Source organism: Dyella sp. EPa41, from assembly GCF_016586165.1.
Taxonomy (GTDB): Bacteria; Pseudomonadota; Gammaproteobacteria; order Xanthomonadales; family Rhodanobacteraceae; genus Dyella.
The window spans coordinates 1-18628 of the sequence record NZ_BCPR01000064.1 but is presented as its reverse complement, the minus strand read 5'-3'; the positions used below and the strand labels follow the sequence as shown (position 1 = coordinate 18628).

Here is an 18628-nt window from a genome sequence, read left to right as displayed (position 1 = left end):
CACGCGCCCACCAACGAAAACGCCCGCCGAACGGCGGGCGTTTTGCCTTGTACTGAGGCAACCGGCGATCAGTCGTGCCAGAGTTCCAGGATATCGGCGTAACCGCCGAGCAGGTTCCACAACGGTACCTGCTTGTCTTCCGGGATGCGCGTATAGGCGAAACCCAGATGGCGGTCGGAGATGCGCATGACCTGCGCCTCCAGATGAATATGCAGATCGTGGCCAAAGATCATGTCGAGGATCCAGCTCTGCCCCTGCTCGCCTTCCCAGCCCAGCGGGCGGCGTAGCAGGACGCCCGTCGCGGAGATATCCACCAGTTCGGTGGGATGCGATTCGTCGCCGCGGCTCATCAGCACCGTGGTTTCGATCCGCATGCGCGCCGGACGCAGTTGTTCCTGGTCGGAACCGTTCCGGGCATTGTCTTCCGCTTTGCTCATCCTGCCGACTCTCCCCGCACCAGGCGCGCATGCGCCGACTGCTCTTTCCAAAACGTGCCGCCCATCCGAACGATGATGGCGCACTCCCGTGATACGTCAATCCCGCTCGCGTGTGCGCAATACACCGGCACGCACGAGGCTCCCCGAACCAAACCGCGAATTGATCCTGTCCTGCACGTCGTCGGATGCCGGCGTCGAGGACCCCGCCTCGAACAAGTCCTGCTGCCGGCGTCCCTCGAAACCCGACAGGCTGACGCCCAGGAGGCGCAGCCGCGGCTTTCGCTGACTCTTCCACCAGCCCTGAAGCAAGCCTCGTGCCACTTCATAGATCTCGCTGGCCGAGGCGCTCGGCGCCTGCAGGCGGGCCTGGCGTGTATAGGTGACAAACGGGGGCTCGCGCAGTTTCACCGTGACCGTCCGTCCGGTCAGTCCACGTTGGCGTGCGCGCGCCGCAATGCGCTCGCAATGCCGCAGCAGCCAGGATTCGGCCATGGCGAGCTCAGCCAGGTCGGTATCGAAGGTGTGCTCGGCACCGACGGATTGTTCGGCCTGGTCCGACACCACCTCGCGGTCATCCTCGCCGCGCGCCAGCGCCTGGATGACGCCAGCCTGACGCCCCAGCGCATGGGTCAGACGCGCCGTGTCACATGCTGCCAATTCGCCGATGGTCCGCACGCCGATCCGGTGCAATGCCTGCTCGGTGACCTTGCCCACCGTCCAGAGCCTCCCCACCGGCAGCGGCGCGAGTTCCTGCGCCGCATGCGCTGCCGTCATCCGGCGGAAACCATCCGGCTTGGAGAGCTCGCCGGCCAGCTTGGCCAGCAGCTTGTTGGGCCCCATGCCCACCGACGCCACCAGGCTCGTGCGTTCGCGGATCGCCTCCTTGATGCGCCGGCCGATGGTCTCGATGGAGCCGAGCAGGCGCAGGCTGGCGGTGACATCCAGGAAGGCCTCATCCAGCGACAAGCCTTCGACCATGGGCGTCACTTCATGGAACACCTCGAACACCTGGGCCGACACGTCCTCGTAGCGCGCCATGCGCGGCCAGAGGTAGACGCCATCAGGGCACAATCGCCGCGCCTGCGCCGTCGGCATGGCCGAACGTACCCCGAACGGACGGGCCTCGTAGCTGCAGGTGGACACCACGCCGCGCGGCCCCAGGCCACCGACGATGACGGGCACGCCGCGCAGTTCCGGATGGTCGAGCTGTTCCACGGACGCGTAGAAGGCGTCCATGTCGACATGGATGATCGAGCGTTCGTCGGGCGGCATGCATTGCTATTCTGCCGTCAGTCAGGCCTTCCGGTGTACTGGACTTGCCGGCTTGCAGCCGCTAATCTTGGTCACGCGTGGGTCATAAGGGTGCGCGCACGATCGGCCAGGATCGACCGCTACGGCACCCCATCCCGATGCACTCAGCCGACCGATTGAGAAGCCAGTGACGCAGGTTTCGTCACGTCATGGCTTGCGTCTTTGCCGTGGCCCCTGGCCATCCGGAGACGCTCAAGGGTCGCTCACGGCCAGCCTGATCGAAACGCCAGACGCGCGATTTCATCATGCATGCCCGCGACGGTGACGCGAGACGCACTGGCTAGGCATCGCGCAACAAGGCTTCAACGAGTCGCCAGCCAAGGGCCGCGATTCGGGCGGGGGCATTCGCCAGGCGAATGCGGCGGAACAGAACCTTTCCTAACGTGTTGAATGCAACGCAGGCCGTCGTGGGCGGCCCAACGACAGGTATTGATGAGCACTGAGCCAGTCGAGCCTCAGACGGTCACAGCACCGCAGGACGCGTTTGCGTCGGTACCGCAACAGCAGGAAATGCCGCTGGCCATCGTGCGCGGCGAACCGATGTTGCAGATGCCGCAGGACCTGTACATCCCGCCGGATGCGCTCGAGGTCATCCTCGAGGCGTTCGAAGGCCCGCTCGACCTGCTGCTGTACCTGATCCGCCGGCAGAACCTGGACATCCTGGACATCCCTGTCGCCGAGATCACCCGGCAGTACATGGATTACATCGAGATGATGCGCGATGTGATGCGGCTGGAGCTGGCGGCGGAATACCTGCTGATGGCCGCTATCCTCGGCGAAATCAAGTCGCGGCTGCTGTTGCCGCGGCCGCCGGCCGAGGAAGGCATGGAGGAAGACCCCCGTGCCGAGCTGGTCCGTCGCCTGCAGGAGTACGAACGCTTCAAGAAGGCCGCGGAAGACATCGACACCCTGCCCCGCATGGAACGCGACTTCGCGCCGGTCCATGCGGACACGGGCGAACGGACCGTGGTCAAGCTGCCGCCGCCGCTGGAACTGAAGGAGTTGTTGCTGGCGCTCAAGGACGTGCTGCACCGCGCCGAGCTGTTCGGGCATCACGCCATCAAGCGCGAGGCGCTCAGCGTGCGCCAGCGCATGGGCGAGCTGCTCAGTCGCCTGGGCGACACCAGCTTCCATCGCTTCGAAACGCTGTTCGACGTGAGCGAGGGACGCCTGGGCGTGGTGGTCACTTTCCTGGCCATGCTCGAACTGGCGAAGGAAATGCTGGTGGAGATCGTGCAGGAAGAACCGCTGGCGGCGATCTACGTGCGCTCGAAGACGGCGCACGCCGAGGAGCCGGGCGAGCTGTTCGCCGATGACGAGCAGGCCGCGGCGGCCGAGTAGGCGGTTGGCCGCCCAAGCCCATTCATTCATCCTCACCTGAACTGAGGCCATGCAGATCGAACAACTCAAACCCATCATCGAGGCGGCATTGCTGGCGTCCAACCAGCCGATGACGGTCCCTCAATTGCTGGAACTGTTCGGCGAAGAGGACGAAGTCGGCCGCGAGGAAGTGTCCAGGGCACTGGAGCAACTCGCCGAAGACTGCGCCCACCGCGGGGTGGAGCTGCGCGAAGTCGCCTCGGGCTTCCGCTACCAGGTGAAACAGAACGTGCACCCGTGGATTTCGCGGATGTGGACGGAAAAACCCAGCCGCTACTCGCGCGCCCTGCTCGAAACGCTCGCACTCATCGCGTACCGCCAGCCGATCACGCGCCCGGAAATCGAACAAATCCGCGGCGTCGTGGTCTCATCCAATATCATCAAGACGATGGAAGAGCGCGAGTGGATCCGCGTGGTGGGCTATCGCGACGTGCCCGGCAAGCCGGCGCTGTTCGGCACCACCCGCGCCTTCCTCGACTACTTCAACCTGAAGTCGCTGGATGAACTTCCGCCCCTGTCGGAAATCCGCGACATGGAAGATCCGCAGATGAGCATCGCGCCCGAGCCGCTTCCGGTTCGCGTGGCGCGGGACCTGCCGATCGATCCGGACGAAGAGAACGAAACCCTGGTGGTGGCGGGCGAAGAAACCGACACCATCGTGGAAGACACCACCGACGAGGCACCCGCGCCCGCCGACGACGAACCCACCGGCGCCGCCGTCTCCGACGCGCCGGCCGACGAACAACCCGAGGCGATGGAAGTCGCCTCTTCCGAACCCGGCGCTGCCCCGCACGCCGAGGCCCCGACTGACACTGCCGACGAGGCAGCGACCCACGCGGACGCCGACGAAGGCGACGCCACGCAAGACACCGAGGAGTACCGCGCATGACTGCGCCCCAGAAATCCGTTTTGACCCTCAAGCGCACCCCGCGCGACGAAACCACGCCCGCCCTCGAAGAGCGCCTGCACAAGGTGCTGGCCAATGCCGGGCTCGGTTCACGCCGCATGCTGGAGCAGCGCATCCAGGCCGGTGAAGTCGAACTCAACGGCACGCCGGCCACCATCGGCGCCAGCGTGCATGCCGGTGATCGCGTCGTGCTCGACGGCAAGCAGTTCGTCGTCGCCACCGACAACCGCGACGAAACCGAAGTGCTGGTCTACCACAAGCCCGAAGGCGTGGTGACCACGCGCGAAGATCCCGAAGGCCGCCCCACCGTGTTCGAACAGCTGCCGCGCCTGAAGGGTGCGCGCTGGGTCGCCGTGGGCCGTCTCGACATCAACACCACCGGCCTGCTGCTGCTCACCACCGACGGCGAACTGGCCAATGCGCTGATGCACCCCAAGAGCGGGCTCGAACGCGAGTACCTGTGCCGCGTGCACGGCGAAGTGCCCGACGAGATCATCGAGAAGCTCAAGGCCGGCGTGGAACTGGAAGACGGCCCCGCCCGCTTCGACGAAATCGGCGTGATCAGCCGCGGCGGCAGCCACAGCTGGTTCCGCGTGGTGATCCGCGAGGGACGCAACCGCGAAGTGCGCCGCCTGTGGGATTCGCAGGGCTTCCTGGTCAGCCGCCTGAAGCGCATCCGCTACGGCAGCGTGGAGCTGCCGCGCAACCTGCGCCGCGGCGACTGCGAAGCGCTGGGCGAGGAAGCCGTGAAGGACCTGCGCAAGACCACCGGCCTCGGCGCGCCGCAGCCGGTGCTCACGCTGAGCCCGGTGCTGCATCAGCGCCGCGCGCCGCGCAACGTCACCGAGTACCGCCCCGAGCGTGGCGCGACCGGCGGCTACAGCTCCGGCTACCAGGACGAAGCCCGCGAGCTGCGCGCCTATGACCGCATCCGCGAGGAACCGGCGCGCGGCAAGCAGCAGCGCCGCAAGCCCGGCCGCGAGGTCAACGGCAATGTCGACCGTCCGGATCGTCCGTCCAATGGCATGCAGCGCAAGAACAAGCGCGGCGTGGCGCCGGGCCAGGAACTGCCGTCGGTGCGCACCTGGTTCGCCGGTGAAAGCCGCGAAGGCGGTGGTGCCCGTGGCGGCGCAGCCGGCGGCGGCGGTCGTCGCGGCCCCGGCGGCGGCAAGTCGTTTGGTGCGCGTTCGGCCGAAGGTGGCCGGCCGTTCGGTGGTGGCGGTCGTTCCGGCGAAAGCCGCGGCGGCAGCCCCTATGGTGGTTTCGGCGGCGGTGCCAGCGGCAATCGCAGTGGCGGCCCGGGTGGTAGCCGAGGCGGCAAGCCCGGCGGTCGTTCCGGTGGTCCAGGCCAGGGCGGTCGTCCGCAGGGCCGTGGCGGCAATCGCCCGCAGGGCCACGGCGGCGGTACCGGCGGTGGGCGTCCCCACGGCGGTGGCGGCCGCGGTGGCAACCGTCACGGCAACCGTTGATGACGGTACGCATCTACCACAACAGCCGCTGCTCGAAGTCGCGCGCGACGCTCGAGCTGCTCGAGTCGCGCGGCGAAGTCTGCCAGGTGGTCAATTACCTGGAGACGCCGCCGAGTACCACCGAGCTGGTGCAGTTGCTGGACATGCTCGGCATGACGCCGCGCGAGCTGATGCGAAAGAACGAACCCGAATACGCCGAACTGGGGTTGGACAACCCCACGCTCGACGACACCACGCTGGTCGCGGCGATGGCGAGTCACCCGCGCCTGATCGAACGTCCCATCGTCGTTGCCAACGGCAAGGCGGCGATTGGACGTCCGCCGGAAGCGGTGCTTTCCATCCTGTGAGTTTTCCCGCCCTCGCCCCTCCGGGGCACGCGGGGAGCGGCCATGGATGGCTGCGGCTTTGAGGAGCGAGGAGGGCTGGGGTGAGGAGTAGGTGCTCGCGAAAGAATCTGTTGGAGCCGGCTCTTTTACGGCGGCGCCGCAAGATTGCCCGCTTACCTCAATCCTCTCCCCGACGGGGAGAGGAGGTTCAAGTGTCGAGCTTGAAACTGTCCGCATCCATCCATGCCGGGAAGCGCTCGCGATGCGAGAGCAGTGGCGCCGGGTCGACGGTTACCGTCACCACCTGCTCCTGCGGGCCCAGTTCGACCAGTGGCTCGCCGACCGGATCAAGCACGGCGCTGTCGCCCGCATAAGGCAGGTCGTTGCCGTCCACGCCGACGCGGTTGAGGCCGATGACGTAGCTCAGGTTCTCGATGGCGCGTGCGCGCAACAGCGTGCGCCACGGCTGGCGGCGCGGCGCCGGCCAGTTGGCGACAAACACCGCGAGGTCGTAATCCATGCCACCGGTCGCTTCTTCGCGACGGCCATTGCGCAGCCACACCGGGAAACGCAGGTCGTAGCAGACCTGCGGAAGAATGCGCCAGCCCTTGAGCTCGACGATCAGCCGTTCGTTGCCTCCACCGTAGCGCATGTGTTCGCCGGCCATGCGGAACAGATGGCGCTTGTCGTACTGCGCAAAGCTGCCGTCCGGGCGCGCCCAGATCAGGCGGTTGAATACGGTATCGCCCTCGCGGATGGCCAGGCTGCCGCACAGCACGGCATCCACTTCCTGCGCGAGCGCACGCATCCAGGCCACGCCCTCCCCATCCATGGTTTCGGCGCTGGCTCGCGTGTCGTTGCTGAAGCCGGAAAGGAACGTTTCCGGCAACACGGCGAGATCGGTCTGGCCGGCCACGCGACGCACCAGCTCACCGTAGTACTCGCGGTTGGCGGGTGCGTCGTGCCAGCGCGTGGCGCCCTGCACCAGGGAAACTCTCAGAGCTTGCATAGGCGCTCCGCGGCGGCGTCCATGGTGGCGTCGCTCTTGGCGAAGCACAGGCGCAGCAGGTGCGTGCCCGGCGCGGTTTCGTAGAACGGCGTCAGGGGAATCGCGGCCACGCCACCCTCTTTCACCATCCACTCGCAGAACGCCACGTCATCCTGGTTGCTGATGGCGGAGTAGTCCACCAGCTGGAAATAACCGCCCGGCACATCGAGCAGCTTGAAGCGCGACGGCTTGATCAGCTCGCGGAAGCGATCGCGCTTGGCCTGGTAGAACGCCGGCAGTTCCAGGTAATGCTCGGGCGTGCTCGCCATGAACCCGGCGAAGGCGACCTGCGCCGGATGGAAGGTGCAGAACGTGAGGTACTGGTGCACCTTGCGGAACTCGGCCGACAGCGCCTTGGGTGCCACGGCGTAGCCGACCTTCCAGCCGGTGCAGTGGTAGGTCTTGCCGAACGAGGACACCACGAAGCTGCGCGCGGCGAGCTCCGCGTGGCGCAGCACGCTCTGGTGCTGGGCGCCGTCGTACACGATGTGTTCGTAGACCTCGTCGGACAGCACCACGATCTCGGTGTCGCGCACGATGGCGGCGAGTTCGTCGAGGTCCGCCGAAGACAGCACCGCGCCCGTCGGGTTGTGCGGGCTGTTGATCAGGATCATGCGCGTCTTCGGCGTGACCGCATCGCGCACGCGCTGCCAGTCGACCGAGAAGGTCGGTGCCTGCAGCGGGATGTGCACGGCACGCGCGCCCTGCAGTTCGATCGCCGGTTCGTAGCTGTCGTAGGCCGGATCGAACACGATCACTTCGTCACCCGCACGCACCACGGCGGCAATGGCGGCGAACAGCGCTTCGGTGGCGCCCGAGGTTACCGTCACCTCGGTGTCGGCGCTCAGCTTGTGCCCATACATGCGCTCCGTCTTCAACGCGATCTGCTCGCGCAGTGGCTGCAGGCCGATACCCGGCGCGTATTGGTTGCGCCCCTCGGCCATGGCGCGCGTCACCGCCTCGCGCAATGCCTCGGGCGGCTCGAAATCGGGAAAGCCCTGCCCCAGGTTCACGGCCTTGTGCTCGATCGCCAGCTGGCTCATGACGCTGAAGATGGTAGTGCCGACTTTCGGCAGCTTGGTGTCGATGTGCATGGTCCGGATGTCTGGAAGGCTAAACGAGGATGCTAACACGCGCCCTGTGTCGTACAGGGGTCAGACGTATTTGCTGCATTGGGCGTGCTTTTCGCGCACGGTATCGGGCAACTTTTCCGCGAGGAAATCCACGAACGCCCGCACGCCCGGCAAAAGACCGCGCCGGCTGGGATAGACGAAGTGCATGGTTCCCTGTGGCACGCTCCATTCGGGCAACAGCACTTCGAGTTCGCCGCGCTCGATGCCCGGGCCGCAGACGAATTCGGGCAACAAGGCCACGCCGATGCCGCGCTTGCAACTTTGCAGCAGCGCGGCGAAATCGCCACAGATGAGGCGCGGCTGGATGTCCACGACCACGCGCTCGCCCTGCGCATCCAGCAGCTCCCAGCTTTGCGCGCCTTCGTGTTCGTGGTTGCTGAGCGCCGGCAGCTGCGAAAGCTCGGCTGGCTCGGTGGGGCGCCCATGGCGCTTGAGCAGTTCGGGGCTGGCCACCAGCAGCACGCGCGATTGCCCGAAGGTACGCATGACCAGGGTCGCGTCGGTATCGAGCTTGCTGCGAACGCGAATGGCGACATCGAAGCCTTCGCCGATGAGGTCGACGCGACGGTCCGTGGCGTGCAGGCGTACCTGCATCTTCGGATGCTGGGCGAGGAAGTCGGGCAGGATATGCCCCACGACGGTCTGCACCAGCGACACCGGGCAGCTGACCCGCACCACGCCACGCGGCTCGGAGCGCACTTCCTCCACCGCCTCCTGCGCGGCCCGGGCCTCTTCCAGCACGGCGCGGCAATGGCTGTAGAACCGCTCTCCGACTTCGGTGACCACGAAGCGGCGGGTCGTCCGCTGCAGCAGGCGCACGCCCAGGCGCTCCTCGAGTTGCGCAATGCGCTTGCTCAGGCGCGACTTGGGTATGCCCAGCGCCCGCCCCGCGGACGAAAAGCCACCGTGCTCCACTACTGCCGCGAAAAAGTACAGGTCGTTCAGATCCTGCAGGGCGCCGTCCAAGACCGTCATCGTTGTTTCCTTGATGGAACAATACGTTCGATTTTACCCGTCTTATCGATGGATTGTCTCCTGAGTATCTTTATCCCGTCGCCGGATGGTCCGGCCCGATACTGAGGAATTGCCATGAAACTGCTGCATCTCGACGCCAGCGCCCTGGGTAGCCACTCCGTCTCCCGCGGCCTGACCGCTGCCATCGTAGCCGAGTTCACCCGTAACGCCCCCGCGACCGAAGTCACCTACCACGATCTGGTCGCCAACCCGCTTCCGCACTGGACCCCGGTGGCTGACGCCAGCGATCCGGCCGCCGTGTTGGGCAGCCAGATGCTGGAGGAGTTCCTTGCCGCTGACGTCGTGGTGATCGGCGCGCCGATGTACAACTTCTCGATCCCCAGCCAGCTGAAGGCGTGGATCGACCGCGTCGCGGTGGCCGGCAAGACGTTCCGCTACACCGCGAACGGCCCGGAAGGCCTCGCCGGCGGCAAGCGCATCATCATCGCCTCCTCCCGTGGTGGCGTGTACAGCGAAGGCAGTGCCGCTGCCCCGATGGACTTCCAGGAAACCTACCTGCGCGCCGTGTTCGGTTTCCTCGGCGTCACGGACCTTGAGTTCGTCCGCGCCGAAGGCGTCAACCTGAGCGAGGACAACAAGGTGGAGTCGCTGAAGACCGCCCACGCCTCGATCGGCGTGGTGGCCCGCAAGGCGGCGTAATGCCGAGGCTCCCTCTCCCACGTGGGAGGGGGAGCCAACCGGTGCGCAAGCCGCTTGAGGCGGTGCCTTAAGTCCTTCAGGCATCGGCGCGTTGCGGTGTAGCCGCTCCGTTCGAAGCAGTAACGAGCCTGTCCGGCGGGCCCCAGTCCGCCGATGGTTCTATCCCACGTATGGCTATGAGCCTTGCCTCTGAAGGCCATTTTCCTTGGGTTGCTTTCGACGCAAAGCTAGTCCCCGTGGGGTCTTTGACTCCGGGCGTTCCGCCCTCCGCTCTTCCTCGCTTCCCAAAGCAGCGCCATCCATGGCGCCTCCCCGCGTACGGGCCGGCTTCGCCGTTCGCAAGCAAACAGCGCGTGCGCGGCCAGCAAAAGAAAGGTGACTCGAGCGTCCCACGGGGACTAGCTTCGCGTCGTCCCACGGGACTAGCTTCGCGTCGTCCAATAGCCCGATCTCAAAAGAACAATAACCATGCAGACCGGCGCGAAAGGCTGTCGCGCACAGGGTGCGCTCCTACAAAAGGCCGGCGGGAGGTCGAAACGCCCGCTGCGTCCCGTGGGGACTTCCTACGGTCGTAAGCGGCAACCTGGCGGTAGCGGAGCTACCGGGGGCGTACCCGCTCTCGCAATGGCGCCAAACATGCAGACCGGCGCGAAAGGCTGTCGCGCACAGGGTGCGCTCCTACAAAAGGCCGGCGGGAGGTCGAAACGCCCGCTGCGTCCCGTGGGGACTTCCTACGGTCGTAAGCGGTAACCTGGCGGTAGCGGAGCTACCGGAGGCGTACCCGCTCTCGCAATGACGCCAAACATGCAGCCCATCGCGAAAGGCTGTCGCGCACAAGGTGCGCTCCTGCAGTGGCAGGGGCCCTATGCCAATCAGGCCGCATCCGAATGCCGCGCTAGTGCGCGGCGTTCGTCTTTTCGGCGCGGTATACCGCCTTCCCGTCCACCCACGTGCTCAGCGGCTTGAGGTCGGCGATCTGCCGCGGCGGGACGGTCATCAGGTCGCCGTCGAGGATGACGAAATCGGCCCGCATGCCGGCCTTGAGCGTGCCGACTTCGTTTTCCATGAAGGCCGCATAGGCGGCGCCGCGGGTGAAGCCGGCCAAGGCCTGGATGCGGCTGACGCGCTGATCGGGCAGCCAGCCGCCCGGCGGCTGGCCGTCGAGGTCCTGGCGGGTGACCGCGGCATAGAGGCCGAGCATCGGGTTGACGTGTTCCACCGGAAAGTCCGAGCCGAAGGCGAGCGGCACCTTCTCGTGGATGAAGCGCTGCCACGCGTAGGCGCCCTTGAGGCGCTCGGCGCCAAGGCGCTGCTCGGCCCACGGCATGTCGGAGGTCGCATGGGTGGGTTGCATCGATGCGATCAGCCGCAGCTTGGCGAAACGCGGAATGTCGTCGAGCGCCAGGATCTGCGCGTGTTCCACGCGCCAGCGATGGTCGCTGTCCGCGTGATCACCCAGCACCGACTGATAGGTGTCGAGCACCATGCGGTTGCCGCGATCGCCGATGGCATGCGTGGCGACCTGCACGTGGCACTGATAGGCCTTTTCCACGGCGCTGCGGTAGGCATCGGGAGAAGTGACCAGGATGCCGCGATTGCCGTGATCATCGGCGTAATCCGCCAGCAAGGCCGCGCCACGACTGCCCAGGGCGCCGTCCATGTAGAGCTTTACCGTGCGCATCTGCAGGCGGCCGCTGGCATCGGTCCAACGGCCACCCTGCGTGCATAGCCAGTCCAGTGCCGCGTGGTTGCCGTTAGCCATTTCATACAGGCGCAGCGGGATCTCTCCGGCAGCAGCCAGTTCCTGCAGGACCTTGAAGTCATCCAGGTTCACTCCCGGATCGTGCACGCCCGTCAGGCCGACCGCGACGGCATCGGCAAACGCCGCCTTGTAGGCATCCCGCGTCTGCTCATGGCTCAGCGGCGGGATGGCCTCGGCGACGAGACCCACCGCGCCGTCCACCAGGACACCGGTGGCTTTCTTGCCTTCGCGCACGATGCGGCCGCCCTGCGGTTGCCAATCGCCGTCGAGCGCCTTGGTGGCATGCTTCATCGCCGCGCTGTTGACCCACACGGCGTGGCCATCGATGCGCTCGAGATAGACTGGCCGATCGGGAAAGGCCGCGTCGAGATCCTTCGCGGTCGGGAACTGCTTGCCCGCCCAGCGGTTCTGGTCCCAGCCGCGGCCGACAAGCCACGCGTCCTTGGGCAGCTTGGCAACGCCCGCCTTGAGGCGATCGAGAATCTCCTGCTTGGACGATGCGCCCACCAGGTCGACCTGGATATGGGTCATGCCCAGGCCGAGCATATGGCCGTGCGCGTCGATCAGACCGGGAATGACCGTGGCGCCCTGGGCGTCCACCTTGGTGGCATCCGGATAGCGCTTCTGCAGGTCGGCCGTATCACCTACATCGAGCAGGCGACCATCTTCTTTCCATGCCAGCGCCGTGGCTTCAGGGCGCGAGGGGTCCATGGTGTGGATGTGGGCGTTGACCAGCAGCGTGGTGGCCTGCAACGGCAGGGCAGCCAGCGCGAGCAAGGCGATGGACGAGCAGCGGAGCGACAGACGCATGAGTAGGTCCTGGCCATGTGACCCCGCGACTTTGCCCAGCCAGCGTCATCCAGACAAGCGGCCCCGCAGCATGCGCTGCCCGTCCGCCTCGTTGCCGCTCAGGCCGCCCTTACCAGAAAAGGGCCGGATGAGGCGAATTGCGCGAGCCGTATGGTCGACTCGGTACCGGGCATTTCCACGCATACGGAACGCCCCGAACGCAGGTGCTCGTCCCGCGCGACTTCGCGCGCCAGCCGGATGGCAGCGGGCAGCTGCAAGTGGGTGAACAAGGAAGCACCCGAACGGCACACGTTCCATTGGCCTTCGGCAGACTGCTTGAGCGAATAGGTGACCATGTTCCAAACCCAGTAGGAAGAGGGAGAGCCCCGTCACTTCGATCGCGTGAGCGCGAAGCTCACCAACTTGTCCGTTCCGGACCGATCAAGAGTGCACTCGATCTGCGGAGGAACCTATCGGCTCCTCACTGAGTATTGCGTAGGAATACGACTACATTCGTAGGACGGGTACAGTGGGCCTGTTTCGCGGCCAAGGCAACTGTTTCACACCTGATACACGCCGGCTTGTCCCGTGCTCCGGCAGGGTCATGACTCGCAGGCACTGGCCCATCGCAGCAGGGGCGGCGCGCAGTTCGTTGATGGAGGTTGTGTCCGATGAGCAGACAAGACACTGACGACATCGTTGTCACGCATCCCGAACGCGTCCTCTACCCCGAGCTTGGCATCACCAAGCAGGACGTCGCCGATTACTACCGCGCCGTCATGGCGTGGTTCCTTCCCGGCGTGGCCGATCGGCCCACCTCGGTGCTGCGCTTTCCCGAGGGCATCGGCGAACAAGGCTTCTTCCAGAAGCACCCGATGCGAGGGTTGAGCCATGTGGGCCATATCCGGCTACGCGAGGAAAGCGGCAAATGGGCCGATTATCTTTGCCCGCGCGACGCCTCCTCGATCATCGGCCTGGTGCAGTTCGGCACGATCGAATTCCATCCATGGGGAGCACGCGCATCCTCGCTCGACCAGCCGGACCATCTGGTGTTCGATCTCGATCCCGGCAAAGGCGTGGCGTGGCGCGACGTGGTCGAGGCGGCGCGGCAGGTCAAGCGGCGTCTTGGCGATGTCGACCTGCAGAGCTTCGTGCGCACCACCGGCGGCAAGGGTTTGCATGTCGTGGTGCCGCTTCATGCTCCTTGCACCTGGGATGACGCCAAGCGCTTCGTGCAGGCCTTCGCCCGCAAGCTCGCCGATGAGCAACCCGATCGCTTCATCGCGAAAGCCGCCATCGACGAACGTGGCGGCAGGATCTTCATCGACTATCTGCGCAATAGCCGAGGGGCGACCAGCGTGGCCTCGTACTCGCTGCGCGCACGCGCCGGCGCGACGGTGGCGACGCCGCTGCGCTGGCCGGATCTGGGCAAGTGCAAGGGGCCGGGCGATTTCGACATACACACCGTGCCGCGTCGGCTTGCGAGGCTGCGCAGCGATCCCTGGGACGGCTTCGCCACTCTGCGCCAGGACCTGGAGCGGGCGCTGCAAACCTACGCCGAGCCGGCCCGCTAGCGCGATTTGACCAGCGCTTCGATGCGACCCAGGGCCGCCGAAACGAAGTACCGGTTGTCCAGCACGCATTTCACCGCCTCGCCCAGTTCCTCGCCGGCCGTGGCCTTGAGCACATAGCCCTTGCCGATCGTGAGCGCGGCGCGCGCCAGGGTCGGGTCGTCATGCACGGTGATGAACACCACCGGCAGGCCAGGCAACTCGGTGAGCAACTCCCGGGCCGCCTGCATGCCGTCCATGCCGGGCATGCTGATGTCGGTCACCACGGCGTCGGGGCGCAGGCGGCGGACCGCCTTGACCAGGGCCTCGCCGTGCCCGACCACCGCGAGCACGTCGAACTCCGCGCCGAGCACGTCGCGGATCTGTTCGGCGACAGGGGGATGGTCTTCGGCCAGGACGACCGTCGGTCGAGTCATGCTCGTCCCCAGGACGGATAACGCTACCGACGCAGCATTATCCATCGTGGGAACTTCCGCCACCGAAAGAGAACCGAGTTCCTGCTACGTAAAATTACCTTGAAGACGCAGGATTCCCGGGAAAACGTGAACTTTTTTCCGGCTGGCTAGAACATCAGGCCGAGATCCTCGGCGCGGCGCACCAGTTCCAGCGTGGAATGCACGCCAAGCACCTGCATCATGGTGTACTTGTGTGCCTCCACCGTGCGCACCGACAGGCCCAGCTGCAAGGCGATCTGCTTGGAACGCAGGCCCTCCCCCACCAGTTTCAACACCTGCAGCTGCTTGGTGGTGAGATTGTGCGTGTCGGTCAACTGCCCGCTGATGTAGCGCGCGCCCAGCGCCGGCGTCACGTAGGTGCCGCCCAGCATCACCTGCTGCGTCGCATTGCGCAGGTCCTCGCCGGCCGAGCTCTTGAGGATGTAGCCGCTGGCTCCCGCACGCAGCGCGGCCACGGCCAGGGCCGGCTCCATGTGCATGGTGAGGAAGATGAGGCGCGTGCCCATGCCTACCTGGCGCAGGCGCTTGAGCGCATCCATGCCGTTGCAGCGGGGCATGTTGATGTCGGCCACCACCAGATCCGGCTGCAGGCGGCGCACGGCATCGATGAGTGCCTCGCCGTCCGAAACGATTTCCAGCAGTTCGAAGTCTTCCTCGAGGATGTGCTGAACGCCCTCGGCGACCATGCGATGGTCGTCAGCGATGATCAGGCCTGGCCGTGCAACGGTCTGCACGGTTCTAACGGAATGCATATGCATAGTTCGGTTCCTTTCCCCAGAGTCGATTGCAATCCACAACTGCCACCAAGCAGCTTGGTGCGCTCGTCGATACTCATCAAACCCAGTCCCCGATGCCCCTCTGCTTCCGTGGCGAATCCCTTGCCGTCGTCTTTGATGGTGAGATTCACTCGTTCGTCACCGATCTGCAGCGCCACTTCTATCCGGTGCGCCTCGGCATGTCTCACGGCATTGCCCAGGCCTTCCTGGGTCACGCGATACAGGCACAGCGCCACGTCTTCGGGAAGATCCTTGGCGTGTGGCGACACCTTCAGCTCGATGCGCGGGCCGCTGCGCTGCCGCTGCGCCTGGCAAAGCGTCGCCAGCGCCGCAGTCAACCCTGTCTGACTAAGCATGCTGGGATGAAGGTCGTGTGAAAGATGGCGCACGTCCTCCGACAGGGCGATCAGCTCGCTCTGCAGCTGGCTCACGTCGTTGCGGTTGCTCTCGTCTACTTTCCGGCGCAATGCGCTAAGACGGATGGAGGCCACCGCAAGGCGCTGGTTGATGTCGTCGTGCAGGTCGCGCGCGATGCGTGCCCGCTCCTGCTCCTGCGCCACGATCAATCGACCGGCCAGCTCGCGCACTTCGCTGCTGCTCGCCGACAGCGCGCGTTGCGTCGCCCTGCGCTGCTCCACCATCGCGGCGAGAAACAACGATGCGATGGTCATGCCCAGCATCCACAGCTGCACGCTGAGATTGGTATGGCTCGCGCCGCCCTGTACGAAGGGGCCGTCCTGCGAGAGGCTGAGCTGGATGGCGATGACGCCAATGACAAGGTTCACCACGCTGGTCCCTGGAATCTGCGAGCGCAGCGCGACGTAGATGGCCAGCGGCACCGGCGCAAGCAACAGCAGGGGGCGCAACGCGCCGATCTCGCCGAGTTCACGCCATCCCAGCCAGAGGAATACCAGCGCGACGGTGGTGATCAACAGCATGTTCCAGCTCGGCAAGGCATCGCGGCGCAACGCCGATGCAGGGTTGGCCAGGCTCACGATCGCGGGCGGCAGCAAGGCATAGCCAAGCGCATCGGCCAGCCCGATATGCCACCACGTCACCGACAGCCACGGCGCCAAGGTCGTCCTGAACGCCAGCCAGGCGATGAACATCGACGCGGCTATCGGAAGCAACACCACGGCCACGACCAGGAATCCCAGCAACCGGGTGAAGTCGTCGATGGACTGGTCGGCACGGAACCGGCTGATGATGTAGCCGGCCGCATTGATCAGCGCCAGCGAGACCGGGTAGATCAGCGCCGTGCCTTGCAGGGGCAGCCCCAGCGCAACGGCGAACGACACCATGCCAAGCAGCCAGCCAAGGTCGTAGGCGGGCCAGTAGCGCGCAGGTTCGCAAAGCAACGCGGAAAGCAGCAAAGGGCCGGGCAACCAGATCACCTGCGTATCGCTCTGGCGGCTCCACATGGCTATCGACAGCCACTGCAAGGCCATTGCGGCGACGAACATGCCGGCGCCACGCGCCAGATGAGGCAGACCGTCAGTCCAAGCCCTTTCGCCCATGCGTCCCCCACGGATCCCGCGACCATGTCGCGGGAGGCCATCCAAAGCGGGCGCAGCCTATCCGGCGCTGCCGCCCGTCGCGCCCGCAATTTCCCCACGGATGGCGTCACGTCCCCGTGATGACTTGCGTAGATCTACGGACCGGCGGCAAAGGATGCGCGGGGCGGAGCCACCAAGGGCCAAGATGCGCCGTCGGCACGGCCGCGGGCATCGGTATTTCCGCAAGGCCCGTCCAGTATTTTTACTGAGCGGGTTTGAGTGAAAGTTCGCTTACCTCGGCGCTTCGGACGGCCCAAGCTGATGCAAAGCCTTGGGGGCCCAACATCGAGGAACCGGCAGATGCGGCATGACTTCCCGCCATCGCTGACCATGGCCTGCGCCAACCTCCGATGCGTGCGGCGTACCGCACAACGGCGGCACTGAGCATGGCCAGCCGGAATGGCAAGCAAGGCAAGATTCGACGCCTGCGCGTGCTGCTTGCGGACGAGCACCGCTGCGTCGCCGAAGGGCTCGCGGGGTTGCTGGCCAAGCGCACCGACTCCGTGCGGATCGTGCACGATGGCGAGGCGCTCTTGCTGGCGGCACTCAACGACGAAGCCGACCTGGTCATCACCGACATTGCCCTCTCGCCTTTCAGCGCCTTGCATGTGCTGAGGCGGTTGCGCAAACAAGGTTGCGAGATACCCGTCATCGTGCTTTCCACGCATGGCGAACCATTGATCGTGCGCCAGGCCATGCAGGCCGGCGCCAATGGCTACATCCTCAAGCAGTCGACCAGCGAAGAGCTCTACAGCGCCATGGAGGCCGTCGCGGCGGGCAACCAATATGTCAGTCCGGAGCTGATGGCCTCCTTGCTGCAGGCACCCGAAGCGGCGCATCGCCTCACCCGGCGACAGCACGATGTCATCCGCTGCATGGCCAGGGGCTTGCGGACCAGCGAGATCGCCGCCGCGCTCGGCATTTCGGTGCGCACGGTGGAAAGCCACCGCCAGGCCTTGCTCGACCTGCTCGGCGTGCACAGCGGCGTCGCGCTCATCCGCGAGGCCGAGCGCCTCGGCCTGATTCCGCTGACACCCTACGACGCCGATGCACCTGCGGGAGAAGAGCCATGCCCATGATCCGGCGCAACGAGCAGCCGACGCCGATCGCTTCATCGGTCACCCGAGATGTCCGCACCCCGAGAGGAGGATCCAGGTCATGAAGCCATTGCGCTCCGTCTTGTTGCTTGCAGCGTCCGCGCTGGCGGCGTGTTCGGCCGTCACCGTCACCAACCAGTGGAAGGATCCGAGCTGGGCCGGTCCGCCGGTCTCCAACATCCTCGTGCTGGGCATCGCCAAGAGTGACACCAACCGGCGCCTGTTCGAAGACACCGTGGCCGAACAGCTGCATGCCGCCGGCGTGACGGCCGAGGAAAGCTATGCGGTGATTCCGGTGGGCGGCGGCTCGCAGGACCAGCTCATCGAGCTCGTGAAGAAAAGCGGCGCGCAGGCCCTGCTGGCCACGCGCGTGCAGCGCGTGGAACAGAAGACCAATGCAATGACCTCGGGCCCCGCCTACGGCCGCTTCTATGCCTGGTATGGCAACGCCTGGTCGATGTCGCCCGAACTCACGCAATACGATGTGGTCACTCTGGAAACCAGCGTGTGGGATCTGAAGACCGAGAAAGTCATCTGGTCCACGACGACCGAGAACGTCAGCTCCACCAACATCCCGCAGGCCGCGCGCCAACTCGCCTCCACGCTCATTCCCAAGCTCAAGAGCGATGGCGTGATTCGCTGAGCCGAAGTGATGACGGCAGGCCCTTCCGCCACCGTCGCGTTCTACCTTTCCCACGGAGCGCCAACATGAACAACCTCGCCGTTCGTTTCATCACCCTGGGTTGCTGCGCCGTCGCCACGGCTGCCCTTGCCCAGCAGCCTCCACCGACGCCGGTGGCGTATCCCGCCCAAGGACAGGACGCAGCGCAACAGCAGGCAGACAAGAGCGCCTGCATGTCGTGGGCACAAACCAACGCACCCACGCAGCCGGTCCCGGCGCAGCAGACCGGTCCTGCCGTTGGCGGCGGACAACGCG

18 protein-coding genes and 1 pseudogene are annotated in these 18628 nt (G+C 65.8%); 9 read left to right on the top strand and 10 right to left on the bottom strand.

From position 1 onward, the window contains the following. Window positions 1-68: 68 nt before the first annotated feature. Both JMF82_RS17155 and JMF82_RS17150 read right to left on the bottom strand, forming a co-directional pair. Window positions 69-437, bottom strand: a complete 369-nt coding sequence (locus JMF82_RS17155) for a PilZ domain-containing protein (protein ID WP_201315768.1) — start codon at window positions 435-437, stop codon at window positions 69-71. A gap of 96 nt (window positions 438-533) precedes the next feature. Then, a complete protein-coding gene (locus JMF82_RS17150; RefSeq protein WP_201315767.1) occupies window positions 534-1709 on the bottom strand; it encodes a DNA polymerase IV in 1176 nt (391 codons plus the stop codon). Window positions 1710-2180: 471 nt separating this feature from the next. On the opposite strand from JMF82_RS17150, the gene JMF82_RS17145 reads away from it, so the two are divergent. The 4 genes from JMF82_RS17145 to arsC are packed head-to-tail and all read left to right on the top strand — an operon-like array spanning window position 2181 to window position 5851. After that, window positions 2181-3089 carry a ScpA family protein gene (locus tag JMF82_RS17145; protein ID WP_201315766.1) on the top strand — a complete coding sequence of 303 codons (909 nt, stop codon included), beginning with the start codon at window positions 2181-2183 and terminating at the stop codon, window positions 3087-3089. Window positions 3090-3138: 49 nt separating this feature from the next. Further along, window positions 3139-4017: an SMC-Scp complex subunit ScpB gene (gene scpB, locus JMF82_RS17140; RefSeq protein WP_201315765.1), complete on the top strand. Its 879-nt coding sequence runs from the start codon at window positions 3139-3141 to the stop codon at window positions 4015-4017. After that, the gene (locus tag JMF82_RS17135; RefSeq protein WP_201315764.1) at window positions 4014-5504 is read left to right on the top strand and encodes a pseudouridine synthase; all 1491 of its coding nucleotides are present in this window, start codon (window positions 4014-4016) and stop codon (window positions 5502-5504) included. The genes scpB and JMF82_RS17135 overlap by 4 nt, the downstream gene beginning before the upstream one ends. Continuing rightward, window positions 5504-5851 (top strand): arsenate reductase (glutaredoxin), encoded by a 348-nt coding sequence (gene arsC, locus JMF82_RS17130; protein WP_201315763.1) that lies wholly within the window; start codon window positions 5504-5506, stop codon window positions 5849-5851. Before JMF82_RS17135 ends, arsC begins: the two co-directional genes overlap by 1 nt. Before the next feature lie 187 nt (window positions 5852-6038). On the opposite strand, the gene JMF82_RS17125 is transcribed toward arsC, so the two are convergent. Genes JMF82_RS17125 through JMF82_RS17115 form a run of 3 tightly spaced genes read right to left on the bottom strand, consistent with a single transcriptional unit; the run spans window position 6039 to window position 8986 of the window. After that, on the bottom strand, window positions 6039-6839 hold the full coding sequence (locus JMF82_RS17125) for an amidohydrolase (protein WP_201315762.1): 801 nt from the start codon (window positions 6837-6839) through the stop codon (window positions 6039-6041). Continuing rightward, window positions 6827-7972, bottom strand: coding sequence for a pyridoxal phosphate-dependent aminotransferase (locus JMF82_RS17120; RefSeq protein WP_201315761.1), 1146 nt, complete (start codon window positions 7970-7972; stop codon window positions 6827-6829). Before JMF82_RS17120 ends, JMF82_RS17125 begins: the two co-directional genes overlap by 13 nt. Window positions 7973-8032: 60 nt before the next feature. Then, the gene (locus JMF82_RS17115; RefSeq protein WP_201315760.1) at window positions 8033-8986 is read right to left on the bottom strand and encodes a LysR substrate-binding domain-containing protein; all 954 of its coding nucleotides are present in this window, start codon (window positions 8984-8986) and stop codon (window positions 8033-8035) included. 114 nt (window positions 8987-9100) lie between these two features. Here JMF82_RS17115 and JMF82_RS17110 point away from each other — a divergent pair, with 114 nt between their 5' ends. Beyond that, on the top strand, window positions 9101-9685 hold the full coding sequence (locus tag JMF82_RS17110) for an FMN-dependent NADH-azoreductase (RefSeq protein WP_201315759.1): 585 nt from the start codon (window positions 9101-9103) through the stop codon (window positions 9683-9685). Window positions 9686-10580: 895 nt separating this feature from the next. Here JMF82_RS17110 and JMF82_RS17105 read toward each other — a convergent pair. Together JMF82_RS17105 and JMF82_RS17100 are read right to left on the bottom strand one after the other, a co-directional pair. Beyond that, window positions 10581-12257: an amidohydrolase gene (locus tag JMF82_RS17105; RefSeq protein ID WP_201315758.1), complete on the bottom strand. Its 1677-nt coding sequence runs from the start codon at window positions 12255-12257 to the stop codon at window positions 10581-10583. A gap of 98 nt (window positions 12258-12355) precedes the next feature. Next, window positions 12356-12592, bottom strand: a complete 237-nt coding sequence (locus JMF82_RS17100) for a hypothetical protein (RefSeq protein WP_201315757.1) — start codon at window positions 12590-12592, stop codon at window positions 12356-12358. Between the two features lie 315 nt (window positions 12593-12907). Here JMF82_RS17100 and ligD point away from each other — a divergent pair, with 315 nt between their 5' ends. Further along, the gene (ligD, locus tag JMF82_RS17095; protein ID WP_201315756.1) at window positions 12908-13810 is read left to right on the top strand and encodes a non-homologous end-joining DNA ligase; all 903 of its coding nucleotides are present in this window, start codon (window positions 12908-12910) and stop codon (window positions 13808-13810) included. Here the strand turns inward: ligD and JMF82_RS17090 are convergent. The 3 genes from JMF82_RS17090 to JMF82_RS17080 form a co-directional block, all read right to left on the bottom strand. Further along, window positions 13807-14223: a response regulator transcription factor gene (locus JMF82_RS17090; protein WP_201315755.1), complete on the bottom strand. Its 417-nt coding sequence runs from the start codon at window positions 14221-14223 to the stop codon at window positions 13807-13809. The genes ligD and JMF82_RS17090 overlap by 4 nt on opposite strands. Before the next feature lie 146 nt (window positions 14224-14369). After that, entirely contained in the window at window positions 14370-15020 is a 651-nt protein-coding gene (locus JMF82_RS17085) for a response regulator transcription factor (RefSeq protein ID WP_236585538.1), read from the bottom strand. Next, window positions 14969-16501, bottom strand: coding sequence for an ATP-binding protein (locus tag JMF82_RS17080; protein ID WP_236585537.1), 1533 nt, complete (start codon window positions 16499-16501; stop codon window positions 14969-14971). The genes JMF82_RS17085 and JMF82_RS17080 overlap by 52 nt, the downstream gene beginning before the upstream one ends. Before the next feature lie 479 nt (window positions 16502-16980). Between JMF82_RS17080 and JMF82_RS17075 the strand changes: the two genes are divergently transcribed. The 3 genes and pseudogenes from JMF82_RS17075 to JMF82_RS17065 all read left to right on the top strand — a co-directional run. After that, on the top strand, window positions 16981-17673 hold the full coding sequence (locus JMF82_RS17075; protein ID WP_201315753.1) for a response regulator transcription factor: 693 nt from the start codon (window positions 16981-16983) through the stop codon (window positions 17671-17673). Window positions 17674-17752: 79 nt separating this feature from the next. Then, the gene (locus tag JMF82_RS17070; protein ID WP_201315752.1) at window positions 17753-18334 is read left to right on the top strand and encodes a hypothetical protein; all 582 of its coding nucleotides are present in this window, start codon (window positions 17753-17755) and stop codon (window positions 18332-18334) included. A gap of 65 nt (window positions 18335-18399) precedes the next feature. Then, a pseudogene (locus tag JMF82_RS17065) lies at window positions 18400-18628 on the top strand (hypothetical protein); the annotation flags it as partial.